16 protein-coding genes are annotated in these 16,636 nt (G+C 68.7%); 7 read left to right on the top strand and 9 right to left on the bottom strand.

Annotated elements, in window-relative coordinates:
* Positions 1-635 precede the first annotated feature (635 nt).
* Genes Drose_RS36860 through Drose_RS36845 form a run of 4 tightly spaced genes read left to right on the top strand, consistent with a single transcriptional unit; the run spans position 636 to position 4,439 of the window.
* The gene (locus tag Drose_RS36860; protein ID WP_260725817.1) at positions 636-3,080 is read left to right on the top strand and encodes a sensor histidine kinase; all 2,445 of its coding nucleotides are present in this window, start codon (positions 636-638) and stop codon (positions 3,078-3,080) included.
* Positions 3,077-3,514 carry a roadblock/LC7 domain-containing protein gene (locus Drose_RS36855; protein WP_260725816.1) on the top strand — a complete coding sequence of 146 codons (438 nt, stop codon included), beginning with the start codon at positions 3,077-3,079 and terminating at the stop codon, positions 3,512-3,514. The genes Drose_RS36860 and Drose_RS36855 overlap by 4 nt, the downstream gene beginning before the upstream one ends.
* Positions 3,504-3,869: a DUF742 domain-containing protein gene (locus Drose_RS36850; protein ID WP_260725815.1), complete on the top strand. Its 366-nt coding sequence runs from the start codon at positions 3,504-3,506 to the stop codon at positions 3,867-3,869. The genes Drose_RS36855 and Drose_RS36850 overlap by 11 nt, the downstream gene beginning before the upstream one ends.
* Before the next feature lie 18 nt (positions 3,870-3,887).
* Positions 3,888-4,439: a GTP-binding protein gene (locus tag Drose_RS36845; protein WP_260725814.1), complete on the top strand. Its 552-nt coding sequence runs from the start codon at positions 3,888-3,890 to the stop codon at positions 4,437-4,439.
* Here the strand turns inward: Drose_RS36845 and Drose_RS36840 are convergent.
* The 4 genes from Drose_RS36840 to Drose_RS36825 all read right to left on the bottom strand — a co-directional run bounded on the left by Drose_RS36840 (position 4,432) and on the right by Drose_RS36825 (position 9,839).
* The gene (locus Drose_RS36840; protein ID WP_260725813.1) at positions 4,432-5,721 is read right to left on the bottom strand and encodes a styrene monooxygenase/indole monooxygenase family protein; all 1,290 of its coding nucleotides are present in this window, start codon (positions 5,719-5,721) and stop codon (positions 4,432-4,434) included. The genes Drose_RS36845 and Drose_RS36840 overlap by 8 nt on opposite strands.
* A gap of 81 nt (positions 5,722-5,802) precedes the next feature.
* Entirely contained in the window at positions 5,803-7,206 is a 1,404-nt protein-coding gene (locus Drose_RS36835) for a tryptophanase (protein ID WP_260725812.1), read from the bottom strand.
* A gap of 28 nt (positions 7,207-7,234) precedes the next feature.
* Positions 7,235-8,389 carry a tryptophan dimethylallyltransferase family protein gene (locus Drose_RS36830; RefSeq protein WP_260725811.1) on the bottom strand — a complete coding sequence of 385 codons (1,155 nt, stop codon included), beginning with the start codon at positions 8,387-8,389 and terminating at the stop codon, positions 7,235-7,237.
* A 1,054-nt stretch (positions 8,390-9,443) separates the two neighbouring features.
* Positions 9,444-9,839, bottom strand: coding sequence for an ArsR/SmtB family transcription factor (locus Drose_RS36825; RefSeq protein WP_260725810.1), 396 nt, complete (start codon positions 9,837-9,839; stop codon positions 9,444-9,446).
* Between the two features lie 140 nt (positions 9,840-9,979).
* Between Drose_RS36825 and Drose_RS36820 the strand changes: the two genes are divergently transcribed.
* Positions 9,980-10,285 (top strand): HAD family hydrolase, encoded by a 306-nt coding sequence (locus Drose_RS36820; protein ID WP_260725809.1) that lies wholly within the window; start codon positions 9,980-9,982, stop codon positions 10,283-10,285.
* Between the two features lie 111 nt (positions 10,286-10,396).
* Positions 10,397-11,119: a VIT1/CCC1 transporter family protein gene (locus tag Drose_RS36815; protein WP_260725808.1), complete on the top strand. Its 723-nt coding sequence runs from the start codon at positions 10,397-10,399 to the stop codon at positions 11,117-11,119.
* Between the two features lie 262 nt (positions 11,120-11,381).
* Here the strand turns inward: Drose_RS36815 and Drose_RS36810 are convergent, their stop codons facing one another.
* From Drose_RS36810 to Drose_RS36790, 5 genes are read right to left on the bottom strand one after another with little or no spacing between them, the layout of a single operon-like run.
* A complete protein-coding gene (locus Drose_RS36810; protein WP_260725807.1) occupies positions 11,382-12,470 on the bottom strand; it encodes an adenosine deaminase in 1,089 nt (362 codons plus the stop codon).
* Positions 12,471-12,483: 13 nt separating this feature from the next.
* A complete protein-coding gene (locus tag Drose_RS36805; RefSeq protein WP_260729944.1) occupies positions 12,484-13,398 on the bottom strand; it encodes a nucleoside hydrolase in 915 nt (304 codons plus the stop codon).
* Positions 13,399-13,426: 28 nt separating this feature from the next.
* A complete protein-coding gene (locus Drose_RS36800; RefSeq protein WP_260725806.1) occupies positions 13,427-14,149 on the bottom strand; it encodes a GntR family transcriptional regulator in 723 nt (240 codons plus the stop codon).
* A 22-nt stretch (positions 14,150-14,171) separates the two neighbouring features.
* The gene (locus tag Drose_RS36795) at positions 14,172-15,116 is read right to left on the bottom strand and encodes a PfkB family carbohydrate kinase (RefSeq protein WP_260725805.1); all 945 of its coding nucleotides are present in this window, start codon (positions 15,114-15,116) and stop codon (positions 14,172-14,174) included.
* A 25-nt stretch (positions 15,117-15,141) separates the two neighbouring features.
* Positions 15,142-16,050, bottom strand: a complete 909-nt coding sequence (locus tag Drose_RS36790; protein ID WP_260725804.1) for a 6-phosphogluconolactonase — start codon at positions 16,048-16,050, stop codon at positions 15,142-15,144.
* A 245-nt stretch (positions 16,051-16,295) separates the two neighbouring features.
* Between Drose_RS36790 and Drose_RS36785 the strand changes: the two genes are divergently transcribed.
* A complete protein-coding gene (locus Drose_RS36785) occupies positions 16,296-16,598 on the top strand; it encodes a hypothetical protein (RefSeq protein WP_260725803.1) in 303 nt (100 codons plus the stop codon).
* The last annotated feature ends 38 nt before the right edge of the window (positions 16,599-16,636 follow it).

Here is a 16,636-nt window from a genome sequence, read left to right as displayed (position 1 = left end):
TATGACAATATCGTCATGCGCCTATTGATGTCCCGCGGTTGCGCATGCGGTGGCTTCACCGTGCCTACCGGCTGCTCGTTTCGAGGAAAGCGTCGGTGTCGGCATCGGACCGGGAGCGCCGGCGACGGCAGCGGTCGCCACCCGGCAGCACTCGCGAACCTGGGCCGCACGCACGCGCAGCCGGCCGCCGCCGTACCAGGCCCGACCACACGGCCGGGTCGCACGGAAACACAGGGGCTCGGGGCGCGGACGGCCGACGAAGGTTCAATCACAATTCGGGGGAATCGTCGCCGAACTCGTCGCCGAGATTCTCCTTGTCGGGACCGGTCCACCGGTTATGCCGGCGGCATCGCCGCTGACCACTGCAAATCAATCCAGCCATACAGTGCACTGTCGGATGGGTAGTGCGAGCACCGACCGCACCGGTAGGGTTGGACCCGCATCGGCGTTGGCCAGCAATTGTCGCCCGCCGTCCCCTTGGGCTGCCTATGATTGGATGAGAGTTGGCGCGAAAAGTGGCCGACCCCACAAGCAGACAGCACGATTCATATGATCGCGATCAGTCGAGCCGCCGCGGCGGCCGGCAGCGGTCCATCAAGCGGCGGATCATCAGACTGGTCCTCGTCCCTGGTGTCGTGGCGGTCCTCCTGTGGCTCGTAGCGTCCGGTTACCTCGTGTTTCAAGGCTGGTACAACCGGGAGGTCGCCAACGGCGTCCGCACGGTGTCGATTCCGGCGGTTTCCGCGTTGGCGTCGATCCAGCAGGAGCGGCGGTTGAGCGTCGCCTACCTCAGCCAGCCGTCCAAGGGCGTGCAGGACCTGCTTGAGCAACGGCAGCAGACCGACCAGCGGTTGTCGAAGCTGCGGACGGTCGCCGACGCGGGGTTGGCCAACGCTCCGGAGTCCATCGTGACGCGGTGGAAGGCGGTGACAGGCTTCCTTGACCAGCTTTCGGGTGTACGAAGCACGATCGACGCCAAGTCGGCCGACGCCCAGGATGCGTACGACTTCTACAACCAGTTGCTCGATGCCGCCACCGCCCTGTTCGACACGCAGGCTCGGATGGTGCCCGACGCCACGGCGACCAAGGGGGGCATCGCGGCGACCGAGGTGTGGCGGGCCAGCGACCTGATGTCCCGTGCTGGATCGGCGATCGAGGCCGCGTTCGGGGCCCGAGCGCTCAGCGATCAGGACCATCTCGCATTCGTCAACCTGGTGGGCGCCTACCGGTTCGGCCTGACGAGCGTTGCTCCACACCTGCAGCCGGAGGTACGTCAGCGGTACGAGAACGTCATGGCGAGCGACACGTGGAAGCAATTGGTCATCGCGGAGAACGCGATCATCGCCAACGGTCCGTGGCGCAGCGGCGTGCCTCGCGCACTGCCCGTCGACGTTGCTCGCTGGCAGGTGCTGACCCGCCAGGTTTCCGACGATCTGATCAATCTGACCGTTCTGGAAGCCGACCAGGTGTCGGCCCAGACCCTGCGGACCGGGAACAATCAGCTCCTCGTCGCATCGTTGGGAAGTCTGATCGCCCTCTGCGTCGCGATCGCCGCGATCCTGTGGGCGGTCCGTCAATCGCAGATCCTGGTTGACCAGGGCCTGTCCGTGCGCTTGGCGCGGCTGGGCAGGGATGCCGCCGAGACGGTCGATCAGCGGCTGCCCGCCATGATGGACCGGCTGCGCCGACGCGAACCGGTTGATCTCGACGTCGAGCTACCGACGAAGGACTACGGAAGCGACGAGATCGGTCAGGTCGCGGACGTCATCAACCGGTCGCTGCACGCTGCCGCGGGTGCGGCTGTTGACGAGGCGAAGACCCGGGCTGCCGGCACCGCGATGCTCATGGGCGTCGCGCGCCGCCCGCAGCGCCCTCTGCAACGCGGCCTCCAGGTGATCGAGGGCCTGCAGAACCGAATCGGTGACGAGGAGGTGCTCCCGCAGCTCTTCGACATCCACCACCAGCTCAACCAGACCCGGCGCTTCCTGGAAAACCTCGTCATCCTGGCCGGTGGCCAGATCGGCCGGCGTTTCAAGAATCCGGTGCCGCTGCGCCGGGTGCTGCTGGCGGCGTTCGCCGAGACGCAGGATTACCAGCGGATCACGTTGCGTGACGCGCCTGACGTGGCACTGGTCGGGCCGGCCATCGCCGGAACCGTCCACCTCTTGGCCGAGCTGCTGGACAACGCGCTGGCGTTCTCCTCGCCGACGACAACGGTCTGGGTCACGTGCGTCGAGGTCCCGCACGGCGTCGCGGTGGAAATCGAAGACGCCGGCGTCGGCATGAACGCAGAAGCCGTGGAGCGCGCCAACGAGCTGCTGGCCACCGCGCCCACTCCGGACGTGACGGAGCTCAAGGGCGGCACCCAGGTCGGCCTGCACGTCGTGGCCGAGCTGGCCAAGCGCGACGGCGTCCAGGTCAGTCTCCGCAGGTCGGCGTACGGCGGGCTGTTGGCCATCGTGCTGCTGCCCGAGCGGGTGCTCTCCGCCGTCGGGGCCGTCGGGGCCGAGTCGCCCGACGTGCCCGCCGCTGAGCGGACCGACGCCCGCACTCATCCGGCCGTGCCGAGAGCCACTCGACCTGACGACGTCCGACGGTACGACCTGCGCCCCACAGCCGGGGTCGCGACCGTCGCGGCCGTCGCGACCGCCCCGGCGGCCTCCAGCGGGTCGATCCTGGAATCCCACGAGACCCACGCCGTCCACTCCGGCACACATCGCCGAGCCGACCTCACCGGCGGAGTGATGAGCAGTGACTTTTCCAACGGAAGCGCTGTCATTCCCCGTCAACCGGCGTCGTTCACCGCGAGTGGATTTGGCGCCGAGCCGCCCAATCCGCAAGCCGCCACCCGGCCGGCGCTACCGCACCGCCAACCCCAACAGCACCTCGCGCCCGAACTGCTGGAGGAAGACGCGCCAGCCACCAGAGCGCAGGAGACGACGGTTGCGAAGTCGCCGGAAGACGTCCGGGACCGGTACGCGCGGTACCAGCGAGGACGGGCCGGATTGACGCCGTCCGACGGTCGGACGGCGAACTACGACAACACTTTCACCAGTGCTGATCAAGGTGGGGAAGCATGAACCACTCAACACCGCAGAATGACCTGACCTGGTTGCTGGACGATCTTGTCAAGGTTCCGCATGTTCGCGATGCGGTCGTCGTGTCCACCGATGGGCTGATCATTCAGAAATCCACGTCGCTGCCGCAGGACACCGCGGAGATCCTGGCCGCCGCGTCGTCTTCGATGTACAGCGTTGCCGCGGGAACGGGCCGGCGGATCGGCAGCGGCGCGGTGGATCAGGTCGTCATCGAGTATCACGATGGAGTCCTGTTTCTCGCCGCGGCCGGCCCGAATGCCCGCCTGGCGGTGCTGTGCGAGTCAGTCGTCGACATGGGCACGGTCGCCTACGAGATGCGCCGCCTGGTGACCCGCATCGGCGAGTATCTCGGCACCGAAGCACGCTCGGCTGCGATGACGGCCAACGGTCAACCTGGCCTGGGCCATGGCGCATGACGTATGGGACGGCGACGACGCGGCGGAGGGCGGGCGGCTCGTCCCGCTGTACATCCTTGTCAACGGGAAGACGAGTCCACGGAACAACAACCTGGACCTCGCCACCCAGGTCATCGCCCTCCCGGCCCACGCGAGACGGCTGGAGCCGGAGTACGAGGACATCGTCAACCGGTGCGTGAACTGGATGTCCATCGCCGAGCTCGCCGCCTACCTGAACTGCCCGCTCACCATCATGAAAGTCATGGTTGACGTGCTCCTGGAGCAGGGGTATCTCGGCATCGGATTTCCGGCGCAGCAGACGATCGTGGATCGTCGGATGTTGGAAACGGTGCTCGCCGGTCTCGAAAGACTCTAGGCAAGAGGACTGACATACGTGAATCGCCAATCAGTCAAGGTCGTTGTGGCAGGCGGCTTCGGTACCGGCAAGACCACGTTGGTCGCCTCGGTCAGTGAGATTCCGCCACTGACCACGGAGGAGGTCCTCACCCAGGCCAGTGTCGGCGTCGACGACGTGACGGGCATCGAGGACAAGACGAACACCACGGTCGCCCTGGACTTCGGGCGCATCACCATCAGCCCGGACGTCGTGCTTTACCTGTTCGGCACGCCGGGGCAGGACCGGTTCTGGTTCATGTGGGACGAACTCGCGCAGGGTGCGGTGGGTGCGATCGTGCTGGTCGACACCAGAAGGCTCGGCACCAGCTTCCCCGCCGTCGACTACTTCGAGCGGCGGGGTATCCCGTTCGTCGTTGCCGTCAACCGGTTCTTCGGCGAGTGTCCGTACAGCCAGGACGAGATTCGGTCGGCCTTGGAGCTCGATCCCTCCGTTCCGTTCCTGTGGGTCGACGCCCGCGACAAGGCATCCAGCAAACAAGCATTGATCACCCTGGTTCGGCACGCGATGGCACGCATGCCGGTCAGTTGATCGGTGGCTCGGAAGCACTCACCGCCGGCCGACCGGCGCGGGCTGCGACCTGGCCGAGGTAGCGGTCGGCGCCGTCCGGGGTCATGAACCAGTCGGTGAGGCTGTTCGGGTCGGCGAACCCGTTGGCGAGGCGGCCGGCCACCTCGGGGAGTTGCGCCGCCGTGGCGAGGACGCGTTGGATGTGTTCGGGTGGCGGCTGGAGCATCCCGTTGGTCAAGTTGGTCACCTGCTCGGCGGTGTCCGCCCAGAACCGCTCGAAGGTGTTGTGCATCCAGTCACGGTCGAACGGATCGTCGCCGTGGTCGAGGATCGCGGCCAGGTAGCCGGCGGCGCAGCGTGCGGCGGCGTTGGCGCCCTGCGCGACGATGGGGTCGTTGGTGACGACCACGTCGGCGGCCCCGAGGACCAGCCCGCCCGACGGCAGTTCGCCGACCGGTCGCCGCACGGTGGGGGTGAAGCGGCCGGTCAGGGTGGCGTGCGGGTCCGTCAGCTCCAGGTGGGCACAACGCTCGTACAGCCACGGGGTGTGTTCGCCGATCAGCCCGACCGCCCGCGTCAGGTGCTCGCCAGGGTCGGGACGGTCGCCGAACACGTCCAGCGGCCCGCCGGGGACGGACTCCCAGAACAGGATGTCGCACTGTCCCGTTGTGGTCAGCGCCGGGATGAGGATCAGCTCGCCGGCGCCCGGCAGCACCGTGAACGAGACGTTGGGCCACAGGTCGGTGTCCGGGTCGCGGCCCATGCCGTGGACGTAGGCGGCGGCCAGGCCGCGTTGCGGTGTGGTGTAGGGGGAGCGGGAGGGATCCCGGTCGAACAGCGCGGTCAGGTCGCCGCGGCCGGCGGCGATGACGATCAGGTCGTAGCGGCCCGACTCGGCGATCTCGTCGAGACCGCTGACGGCCGTCTCCTCGGTGCGGACGGTACCGCCGAGCTCCTCGAACAGCTCCAGCCAGCCGGCCATCTTGACCCGCTGGTCGGTGCTGCGCGCCGGCGCGTCCAGGGCACCGTAGATGTCCAGGCGGTCACCGCCGGGTGGTGCCGCGACGGTCCAGTGCAGCCCGGCGATGGCGGGTGTGTCGTCGGCCCACAGATCGAGTCCGAGCCGCCGTTCGACGGCCACCGCTGGGCCGAACATGACCTGGGTCGATGTCGGCCGGGCCCGACGGAGCTCGTCGGGGGTCCGCGCCGACAGGATGGTCACATCGTAGTCACCTGCCTGGAGCAGGCCGTGGCCGAGCAGCAGTCCACATTGGCCCGCGCCCACAATCAGGATTCTGCGCATCGCTGCATCCTTCACAGGGTCGAGGTCAGGTCTTGGTCAGCACGCACAGCAGCGGCCTTCAGGACCGCCTTGAACCTCCGTCTATGCCACGACTCCTGGGGCGAGCGGTTCCAGCCGTACCTTGAAGTGCCGCAGCAGGCGCGGTGACGAGACGATCCGATAGCCGCGGACCCGCTCGGGCGCCTTGGCGATGTCGGCGAGCACTGATGCCACGTATTCGAAGTGAGTGTCGGTGTAGACCCGGCGCGGGATCGCCAGCCGCACGAGCTCGAAGGGCGCGGGGGTCACGAGCTGGTGCTCGTCGTCCATGCCGCCCAGATACAGCGACCCGAGCTCGGCGCAGCGGATGCCGCCGTCGAGATACAACTGACACCCCAGCGAGTGTCCGGGGAACTCGTGCGGCGCCAGGTGGGGCAGCAGCCTGCCGGCGTTGAGGTACAGGGCGTGGATGCCGGGCGGCTGGACGGTGTCCACGCCGGCGTCGTTGATCATCTGGGTCAGTCGTGCGGTGGACGCGGCGCGGGATCGCAGGTATGCCGGGTCGACGACCTCCTGCAGTCCTTGGGCGAGCCGTTCGAGGTCGTGGCCGGCCAGCCCGCCGTAGGTGCTGAACCCTTCGGTGGCGATCAGGTTCGCCTCACACACGGCATACAGGTCGTCGTCCCGCAGGCCGATGAGTCCGCCGATCGCCGTCAACCCGTCCTTCTTCAAGGACACCACGCATCCGTCAGCGAGCTGGAAAGCGCGGGTGGCGATTTGCCGCGGTGTCCAGTCGCTGTAGGCCGGCTCCCGCTCGCGAACCAGCCAGGCGTTCTCCGCGAACCGCGCCGCGTCCAAGAAGAACGGCACGGCGTGGCGCCGGCACAGCTCCCGGACGGCCTCGAGGTTGGCCATGGATACCGGCTGCGCACCGAGGCCGTTGTTGGTGATGGTCACCAGGACCAGCCCGACGCGGTGCCCCTCCGGGCCGGTCAGGACTCGTTCCAGCGCGTCGAGGTCGATGTTGCCCTTGAACGGTTCGTCACTGTCGAGATCGGCCGCTTCCGGACACGGCAGGTCTCGTGGCTCGGCGCCGGCCAGTTCGACGTTGGCGTGGGTGGTGTCGAAATGGGTGTTGCTGATGCAGATCTGGCCGGGTTTCAGGAGGCTGCCGAACAGGATCCGTTCGCCGGCCCGGCCCTGGTGAACCGGCAGGATGTGCGGATAGCCGGTGAGGTCACGGACCTCGTCGCGGAACCGGAACCAGGATCGGGCCCCCGCGTAGGACTCGTCGCCGAGCGCGGCGGCGGCCTCCTGCGCAGCCGAGGTGGCTCCGGTGCCCGAGTCGGAGAGCAGGTCGATGGTGACCTGGTCGGCGCGCAGGTTGAACGGGTTGTAGCCGGCTTCCGTCAAGGCCAGTCGGCGCTCCTCGGCGCTGAGGAAGGGAATCGGTTCGACGACCTTGATCCGGTATGGCGGCGGCAGTTTGGCCGGGCCTGTGGGCATAGCCTCGCTCCTCGAACGTTCGCGGGTGTCAGGCGGCGCTGCGTTCGGCCGGCAGTTCGACCGATTGCTCGAACGGGTGCTCGGCTGGGGTTCGGATCGCCGGTGCCCGCCGTGGGCGTGGCGGACTCACCTGGTACGCCTCGGACGACAGGTAGACGGTCACGCCCGGTCGTGGTGGGCCCAGCCGCAATGAGACGTGGGCGATCAGCCCGACACCGGCGCGAAGCGGCCGCTGTGTCACCGCGGTGATCGCCCGATCGAGCGCTGAGCTGTCGAATCCGTGCCGGGCGAGCAGCACCGCCGCCCGGTCCCGGGCTTCTTCGTCGTCGTGGACGTAACTTCGGATCGGCACGTACAGGCTGTAGCCGACCGGCTTGTCGGCGCCCTGGGTGATGGTGTAGCTGCTCACGAGCGGCCGGCGGTCGAACGGGCCGGTGCCGCCTCCGGCAGCCGCGCAGAAGTCGGCGAGTGCGGTCACGTCCACGTCGTCGACCGCGCCGGCCGCCCGGATCACGTCCCGGACCTCGGCACCGTGATGGGTGAGGTAGAGCTTCACCCGGGCTTGCGGCACGTCGTGCAGGTCCAGCGCGAAGAACGTCAGCCGGTCGGCCCGCCCCAGCTCGCCCGGCCGGACACCGCGGTCCAGCATGGTCCGGTAGGACGTGCCAAACCCGAGTCGGCGCAGCGCTTCGGCCACCAGCACCGGGGCCCGCTGCACTCCGTCGACCTCCGGATTGAAGTACACCTTGAATTCCGGCCGCCGGCCGCTGCGAAACACCAGCGACCACCACAGGGCGAACTCTCCCTGTGGATGCTCCGTGGCGAAGAGGTCCTGCACCCTGTCCCATTTGGCGGTCGACAGACCGAACCGGTGCACCTGTGTGTCGAGAAAGCTGCGCGCGGCGGACAGATTCGGCAGCGGGCCGGGTGGTGAACCGATTGCCTCACCCAGGATCCGCAGCGCTGGTGGCTCTCCCTTGTTGAAGGCGACAGAGAATTCGACGGGCGTGTGGTCGTCCGCGACGTTGGACGGCCAGGCCGGTAACTCGGACAGCCGCCGCGATCCGGCAGGGCCGAGTAGATCTCTCAATAGGTCGATGGGTGTGCCCGGATCGGCTCCAGCCACGTGGCATAAGCGTGCCAACTGGCCACTCAAATGCTCGAAGACGGACAGGTCGCCCATGAGCTGTTCCTCCTGGGTTGGTCCATTCGCTCGGCGCGGTCAGCTTGACCTCACGTGTTGCCAGGGGGCACCGCCACGCCCATGGACGTCTGTAGGTGATTGGCTCGACGGCTCTGCAAGCAACGAGGTTCTGGCTTCAACTCGGTCGACTGCGAAAAGGATCAGTGGCCCCTCAATATCGTGGCGCATTGATTCTCTTGAGTCGAGTGAGACGTTCGTCACAAAGAGAGATCATAACGTCGCTCACAGTTACATTCAACGGCGTAAATCTGATAGCGTGCGCGTCGCTGGCAACCGCGCACTGAAGTGCGGCTTTCGGCACCTGTGCGCTCTCCATGTGACTGATCCGGCATGACACGCCTACGCTGCGCCTCAACGGTGTGCATCCTCGGCATGCTTCGGGCCGGGGGCGCGTCGGCGAAATAGTCCGAGCGCGGAGCGCCGGCTCTGGTCGGCACCGGTGTGGTCCTGGGCGGGTTCCGGTCGGTTCAGTTCGGTTCCAGTCGGTTCAGTTCGGTTCGGTTCAGTTCGGGTCGGCATGGGATGGAGCCGGTTGGCTGTGGCCGGAGAGCCGGGCCCATTGGGCGGTGAAACGATCGCGTCGTCGGCGAAAGAGCCGTTGACGATCATCGATCCGGAATCGTTCGCATCGGCGAGGGGTGGAGTCGCATCATGGCCGAGGGTGGCGTGGGGCTGCTCGCCAGTTGTTCGCGGAGATCTGGGAGGAGATCGGCGGGTCGGCGCGCTCGGCGATGACGAGTACGGGCGGATGATCGAGCAAGGCCGCGAAGTTCGGCCCAACCGCCCCTTGTCAACCCGGATAAGGCGGATAGTCGGGCGCGGGCTCGCGAGGCGTTGCCGCCCGACGTGTGCCGGGCGGCGCGTGTGGCGGCGCGATCCGTCGCCATGCCGCTCGACCGTGATCATGGGAACGAACTGGCTACCCCGACAGCCAAATCTTTCCCATGATCAAGCAGTCGCCCGGTCCGGAATGCGCCGCCCGGTTTCGGCGGTGATCGTCATCGATAGCCACCGCCCGCACGACTGTGCGTCATCATCCCGTAGCGGGCCGGGACCGCGACGGTGCGGCTCGTCGCGCCGCTGCCGCCGTGGTCGTCATCGATGTCACCGGTGTCGTCGGCCGCGGCAGGTCCAGTTCGCCTGCCACGTGCCCGCCGACCACGACAAGCTGGTCCAGCAGGTCCGCCAGGTGTGGTGTGGCGGCGCGGTAGAAGATCCGGGTGCCGTCACGGCGGGAGGCGACCATGCCCGCCTCCCGTAGCTTCGCCAGGTGCTGGGACACCGCCGCCACGTGCGCATCTACCAGCTCGGCCAGCTCGCCGACGGAATGCTCACGCGCCGCCAGTGCCCACACCAGGCGCAGCCGGGTCGGCTCGGCCAGCGCCCGCAACACGTCCATCATCGCCCCGAACTGTTCTTGCCTCACCACGCAACAAAACCTAGCGGCTGGCCCACCGTCGGCCAACACGTCACCCGCCGCATCCGCCGTGGTCACTCTTCTCCCGGGCCCGCCGAACGCACGACCGGCTCCGCCCGCACGCGGCACAGAGGGTGGCGGTGCTGAGCGCGGTGACCGGTCGCACACCGGCCCTGCTCACCGATGACAACAGCGGCGCCGCGGCCGCCGTGGCCGCCGAGACGGGCATCGGGCAGGTCGCTGCCGGGTTGCTGCCCGGCGACAAAGTCACCCACGTGCGCGGGCTGCAGGCCCGGGGGCGGTGTGTGTTGCTGGCCGGTGACGGGGTCGACGACGCCCCCGCGACGGCGGCCGCGCAACTCGGTGTCGCGATGGGTCGCAACGGCTCCGACCTGGCGTTGCAGACCGCCGACGCGTGCTGGTCCGCGACGAGCTGTCCGGCCTGCCGGCAGTGCTGACCCAGGCCCGCCGCGCACGGCGGGTCGTCGCGGCCACCCCGCGCCCCGGACCCGCGGTGACCGAACGGCCCTCAGTAGCCGACCGCGGCTAGGCTGAGCCGGGTGGACCGAATGGACGGATCTGTTCCGGCAGGGCACCCTGGCGAGCCGCATCGCGGCGGGCTGGCCGGTCGGCTCAACTGGCTGCGTGCGGGCGTGCTCGGCGCCAACGACGGCATCGTGTCCACCGCCGGCTTGGTGGTCGGTGTCGCCAGTGCCACCACCTCCGCCGCGGCGATCCTCACCGCGGGGGTGGCCGGCCTGGTGGCCGGAGCGGTGTCCATGGCGCTGGGCGAGTATGTGTCAGTCAGCAGCCAGCGCGACACCGAGCGGGCACTGCTGGGCAGGGAGCGGGTCGAGCTGGCCACGGACCCGCAGGCCGAGCTCGACGAGCTCACCGCGATCTACGCCGCCAAGGGTCTGTCGGAGACGACGGCGCGGCAGGTCGCCATCGAACTGACCGCCAACGACGCGTTCGCCGCGCACGCCGAGGCCGAACTGGGCATCGATCCCCACGAACTGTCCAACCCGTGGCACGCCGCAGGCGCGTCGGCGCTGGCGTTCACCATCGGCTCGCTGCTGCCACTGGCGGCGATCCTCACGCCGCCCGTTGTCATCCGTGTTCCGATCGCGTTCGTCGTGGTGCTCCTGGCGTTGGCGTTGACCGGGGCGGTCAGTGCCCGCCTCGGCTCCGCGGGCGTGACCAGGGCGGTGACTCGCCTGGTGATCGGTGGTGCGCTGGCGATGGCCGTCACCTTCGGCATCGGCCGGCTGGTCGGCGTCGCTGTCGGATGACAGGGCACCTTCGCACGGCCGTGGCGCTGTGACCGGATGCCTATTTGCGTATTGACGCAAGTAGGTGGCACACTGCACCACCGCCCTTGCTGGATCGGTCCGAGGAGGTGACGGGCATGCGTAGCTGTGACCCTCCCTCTAGTCGTCGCCCCCGGTTGCGAAGCGCCGCCTGACTTCCGGCGCACCGCCGGGGCCCCTCGATCCGATGTGACGCCGCTGCGACGTCACATCATCAGGTGCCGCAGACGCCCCCGGTGCGGACTCATCGGGCCGTGCTCGGAAGCTGGCGGTGCCATGTGACCACTCGGCTGTGGAGGTCGTCGCGTTCGTCGGGGGGCAGGAACGCGGCTGCGGCCGCGACCGTGGTCATCTGCGCGATCTCCGGCCAGGTGAGCCGGTGCAGCCGGACAAGGTGGTCGAATTCCGCGCTGAGGGTGGTCTGGCTCATGAGTCGGTTGTCGGTGTTGACGGTCACGGCGAAGCCCAGCCGGTGCAGCCGTGGCGCCGGGTGGTCGGCCATGGAGGAGGTCGCCCCGGTGTGCACATTGGACGATGGCGAGGTTTCCAGGACGATCCGGTGGTCGTGGACGAAGCGGGCCACCGGTCCGAGTGTGTCGCCATCGACATCGTCGATGACGCGCACGCCGTGGCCCAGCCGTTCCGCGCGGCATTCGACGGCGGCCTGCCGGACGGACTCGACACCGTCGCCCTCGCCGGCGTGGATGGTCAGGCGGACGCCGGCGTCGCGGAGCTCGTGGAACCGGTCGCGGAATCGCGCCGCGGGATTCCCGGCCTCAGGTCCGCCGAGGTCGAAGCCGGCCACGCCGGGATCACGCCGCCGGATGGCCAGGGTGGCCATGTCGTGGAACGCGCCGCGGTCGCGCATGGCGCAGACGATGATGCGCACGTCGACGTCGCGACCGGCGGCTTTGACCCCTTGGACGCCTTCTCGGGTGCCGGCGAGCACGGCGTCGAGCGCCTGACTCGCCGTGAGCCCGCGCCGTAGGTGCAGTTCGGGCGCGAAGCGGCTCTCGGCGTAGACGACGCCGTCGGCGGCGAGGTCCTCGACGTTCTCTCGCGCCGCCCGTGCGATTGCCTCGGTGCTCTGAAGGACACCGAACGTGTGCTCGAAGGTGGCGAGGTATGCCGGAAGCGAACCGCTGGTGCTCGCGGCGGCGAACCAGTCACGCAGGCTGTCGGGATCGTCGGCGGGCAGGTCGCGATACCCGGACTCGGCGGCCAGGTCGACGATCGTGTCCGGGCGCATGCCGCCGTCGAGGTGGTCGTGGAGCAGCACCTTCGGTGCGCTGCGGAGCTGGTCGAGGGTGGGTGTGGTGTGCGGGTGGGACATCAGCGGCTCCCGATCAGGTGAGGGTCTGGACACAGTGCTGGTAGAAGCCGGCCGGGTCGGCCGAGACGGCGCGTCTGACCGGCCGGCCGGCGGCACACGCCACCGTCCGCCCTTGGCTCGGGCCGGTGGTCACGATGTCGCACCGCACTTCGTCGAACGAGAACAGGTCGGGCTGTGCCAGGTACGACGTGGTGAGGCTGTCCCAGCAGCAGTACTCGATGCCGGTCGACTCCAGCGTGCCGAAGCTGAGCGCCAGCAGGCTGCCGGCGAGGTCGCTGACCGGATTGCCGTAGTGCGTGCCGAAGGACCGGACGAAGGCGTCGGTCACCGGTGCGGTGTTGGTCACATCGAGCGGGAAGACCGTGATGGGGATCGGGGAGTCGAAGACCTTGGCCGCGCCGGCCGGATCCCAGTAGACGTTCCATTCCGCGCTGCCGTCGTGCCCGGGCTCGTCGACGTTGCCCGGTACGTCGAACGCGCCTCCCATGAAGACCAGTTCTTCGATGGCGTCGATGAGCGTGGTGTGATGCTCGAGGCACCAGGCCAGGTTGGTCAGCGGGCCGGTGGCCAGGATGGTCACGGGCCTGTCCGCCGCACGCAGCCAGTCGGCGAGCTGCTGGTGCGCGGGGAGCGAGCTGTCCGGCGTCGGTGTCGTCAGGGGCGTGTGCCGGTTGAGGACGGGAAGTGCCGCGACCCTCAGTGCGTCGGTGCGCCAGGCCATCGGGAACGGGTTCGGCCCGGTGAGCGTCCCGGCGGCGGCGACGACGTGCTCGCGGCCGGTCAGGTCGAGGATCCGGCGGGTGGTGGCGACCGCGGGTGCGATGAGGCAGTCCGCCGGCGTGATCGCGACGCCGAGCAGGTCCACCGACCGGTAGCGGGACAGCAGCAGGAGGGAGAGCAGGTCGTCGAGGGAGCCGTCGTGATCCATGATCACGGCACGAGTGGCCGCCGGTGCGTCAATCTCGGCGGCGGACGAGGTGGAAGGAGAAGTCGGTGCCACGGTGATAGTCCTCGGAGTAGAGCAGCGGGCGGCCGGCGGAGTCATGGTGGGTCTGGGTGAGCAGAAGCCACGCGACGGTGGCGGGTTGGCCGAGGCGCCGGGCCAGCGCCCGGTCCAGGGTCACGGCACTCACCTGGGCCGACGCGTAGGCGATCAGATGCCCGTGTTCGCTCAGCAGGGTGAAGAGCGAGCCGGTCCAGTCCACTTCGGACAGTGGTTGCGGCACGAGCGAGCGTGGGAACAGGTCGATGGAGTAGAGCAGGAGATCGTCGCGATGCTGGCGCCGTCGTTCGAGCCGTACCAATGCCTCGCCGGCGGCGAGGCGGAGCCGATGCCGCTGCTCCTCGTCGGGTTCGACCAGTTGGATGTCCAGGACGGTGTTGTGGACCGCCAGGTCACGGCTGGCGAGCATTTCGGTGACGCCCTCCAGCCGGGTCAGCGGCCGATCGAGACCGAGTTGGGCGGTCAGGTACCGGCCGTCGCCCTGCCTGGTCTGCACGACACCGTCCTGCTCCAGCAGCTTCAGCGCTTCCCGGACGGTTGTCCGACCGACGCCGAACCGGGCGATGAGGTCGTTCTCCGAAGGCAACTTGTCTCCGGGGTTGAGTCTCTCCGTGGTGACAAGGTCTCGGATCTGGTCGCGCAACTGGACGGCAAGGGTGCGTCGTGGAGTGGTCACCCGATAAGCATCGCGCACCGGTTCAGCCGCCCCCATGTCCGGCTGCCGGGTGCCCCGGGCGCAGTGGCGCCACGGCGAGGTCGGCGGCGGTGGGGTAGCTGGGCATGCAGAACCGGCGGGTGACCGAGACGGCCGCCGCCCGGCAGGCGAGTGCCGCACCGGCGACCAGCTCGACACCGGCCGCCAGGGCCGCCGCGAGCACTCCGGTGAAGCAGTCGCCGGCGCCGGTACTGTCGACCGGGGTCACCGGCGGCGCCTGCACCGCGGTTGTTCCCGACTCGTCGACGACCAGTGCGCCGCGTTCGCCCAGTGTCACTACCACCGCCCGGGCGCGGACGCGCTGCCGCAGGATCACCGCGGACGACGCGATGTCCCCGCCCGGTCCTTCGGACAACTGCCCGCACTCGTCGGCGTTGAGTACGAGCACGTCGGCCCGGCGCATCAGCTCCGCACCCGCGCCGCCGGTGAACCCGCCGGTCGGGCTGGGGTTGAGCAGCACGGTGACCCGCCGACCGGCGGCGAGGGCTGCCGCCGTCGACACGGTGACGGGTATCTCGCCCTGGAGGACGAGCACGGCGCCGTTCGTCAGGCGGGCGACCCGCGACCTGACGTGTTCGGCGGTTAGGTCCGCGGCGGCGCCCGGCCAGGTGGTCACGTGTTGCCGGCCGTGGGTGTCGACCGTGATAAAGCTGTGCGCGGTACGTCGCGCGCCACGCTGGCAGGCGGCCACGTCGATGTTCTCGGCTCGTAGGGCTGCCAACGCGGCGTCGCCTTCCTGATCTCGCCCGAGCGCGCCCACGAACTCCACGGTGGCGCCGAGACGCGCGGCGGCGACCGCCGCGTTCGCGGCCTTTCCGCCATGCGCGAGGGCCATGTCGGTAGCGGTGATGCTCTCGCCCGGCGTCGGCAGGCGCTCGGCGAACATGTACAGGTCGACGGCGTAGGCGCCGACCGTCATGACCGTCATCGGGCCACCCCGATCGGGCAGGGCATCAGGCGATCCCCAGCGCGCACGGAGCGATGCTGTCGGCGTCCACCGTCACCCGCACGTCGGGATGCCGGTGGACCAGGGTGACCGGCAGTGTCACCTCCGGCTCGGTCGTGAGCAGGAGTACCCGGACGACGAAACGTTTCCACGGCCCGCCGTCGGTGATCAGGTGCAACCGCCGGGCCGAGAGGATTTCGGCCATGCCCAGCGTGACCGCCATTCGTGGAATGGCCTGGGTGTAGCCACCGGTGGTGCGGTGCGAGTGGGCGACCAACGTGTCCTCCAACAAGGGGACCACCCGCGTGGTGGACGCGGCGAACTCGTCGACGCTGTAGTGGTGCCAACGGGTTACCGGCGGTTCGTTGAAGGCGAGATGACCGCGGTAGCCGAACCCCGCGAAGCAAGTGTCCGCCCCACCAACCTCCCGGAGCCGCTCCCCGAAACGGTCCGGCTGGAACACGTCGGGGTACACCACCTGATCGGGGTGCGGCCTCAGGTCGGGGTCGAGCAGGTCGTAGAGATTGCGATCACAGTAGCCGCGGAAGCTGAACGGATGCGTGGACGGCACGGGACGGCCCTGCCAGTCCAGGAACTCGTCCATGTGGAAGGCGTGCACCTGGGCCCAGCTTATCCGCTCCGCGTTGCAGATGCGGGCGAGTAGCGGGTACTGCGTCTTCGGCCCGACCGGCAGGATCCACCGGGTGGGTTCACCACGTTCGTTGTTGGCCCGTAACTCGTCGGCCATTTCCCGGGCTAGCTGCCGGTAGAGCGTGGCCGTGTCCGGTTGGATGGTCAACTGGTAGCGGGAGATCGCCGCCAGTTCCTCGGCGGGCATGGTCAACTGCTCGTCGGTCAGTTCGTGGGCGAACCGGGGATACCGGTAGCCGACGGGCGTATCACGCTGGCTCGACATGTGTCTCTCCTTCGTCGGGAATTCGCGGTGCTTCGGCCGCGAATCGTGTGATCACGTTGCGGGTTATCCGGGCCACGCCGTTGGCGCCGCCGTCGGCGGCGATGGAACAGAGGACAACAACATGACGCTGCACAGCAGAACCCGGGCCGGACCCGACGAAACTCTCACGGCTTCCTCCGAATTCGCATACCGGGCGGCCTTCTTGATCCGCCGGTGCCCGCGCCACAGTCTGAACAACTTAGCTGATGACTGTCAACAATTGTCAGACAAGTTGCTCGCTGATGCTGGCGTGCTCAGAACCGTCCGCCCGCCGGGCAGTGCGACCGGTCGACCACCCGCCAGACCGCTTCGGCGCAGAACGTCTTGGCGAGTTGGTCAACGCCGGGACCAGCGCGGGCCGCTTCGGCGTCGGCTCCGCCCGCCTCGCCTCCTACGCCATCCTCGACCTGGGACTGGGGGTTGCGGTCTGGTTCCGCGAGGACGGCGAACTGACCGAGGACACCGTGGTCGGCAGTACGGCGAGTTCGCGCTCCGGATCGTCGGTGTGAAGGCGCCGACCGACAGTTGCGAAGACCGCTGACATCCC

It is taken from the genome of Dactylosporangium roseum (assembly GCF_025264685.1).
GTDB lineage: Bacteria > Actinomycetota > Actinomycetes > Mycobacteriales > Micromonosporaceae > Dactylosporangium > Dactylosporangium roseum.
Note: the sequence above shows the minus strand (reverse complement) of the source record. Positions and strands in the feature narration are given on the sequence as shown.

What these genes read in the sequence shown, in the direction of transcription:
- Drose_RS36855 (WP_260725816.1), top strand. Translation starts at nt 3,077, where the DNA reads ATGAACCACTCAACACCGCAGAATGACCTGACCTGGTTGCTGGACGAT.
- Drose_RS36850 (WP_260725815.1), top strand. Translation starts at nt 3,504, where the DNA reads ATGGCGCATGACGTATGGGACGGCGACGACGCGGCGGAGGGCGGGCGG.
- Drose_RS36840 (WP_260725813.1), bottom strand. Translation starts at nt 5,721, where the DNA reads ATGCGCAGAATCCTGATTGTGGGCGCGGGCCAATGTGGACTGCTGCTC.
- Drose_RS36835 (WP_260725812.1), bottom strand. Translation starts at nt 7,206, where the DNA reads ATGCCCACAGGCCCGGCCAAACTGCCGCCGCCATACCGGATCAAGGTC.
- Drose_RS36830 (WP_260725811.1), bottom strand. Translation starts at nt 8,389, where the DNA reads ATGGGCGACCTGTCCGTCTTCGAGCATTTGAGTGGCCAGTTGGCACGC.
- Drose_RS36815 (WP_260725808.1), top strand. Translation starts at nt 10,397, where the DNA reads ATGGACGGATCTGTTCCGGCAGGGCACCCTGGCGAGCCGCATCGCGGC.
- Drose_RS36810 (WP_260725807.1), bottom strand. Translation starts at nt 12,470, where the DNA reads ATGTCCCACCCGCACACCACACCCACCCTCGACCAGCTCCGCAGCGCA.
- Drose_RS36805 (WP_260729944.1), bottom strand. Translation starts at nt 13,398, where the DNA reads ATGGATCACGACGGCTCCCTCGACGACCTGCTCTCCCTCCTGCTGCTG.
- Drose_RS36795 (WP_260725805.1), bottom strand. Translation starts at nt 15,116, where the DNA reads ATGACGGTCATGACGGTCGGCGCCTACGCCGTCGACCTGTACATGTTC.
- Drose_RS36790 (WP_260725804.1), bottom strand. Translation starts at nt 16,050, where the DNA reads ATGTCGAGCCAGCGTGATACGCCCGTCGGCTACCGGTATCCCCGGTTC.
- Drose_RS36785 (WP_260725803.1), top strand. Translation starts at nt 16,296, where the DNA reads ATGACTGTCAACAATTGTCAGACAAGTTGCTCGCTGATGCTGGCGTGC.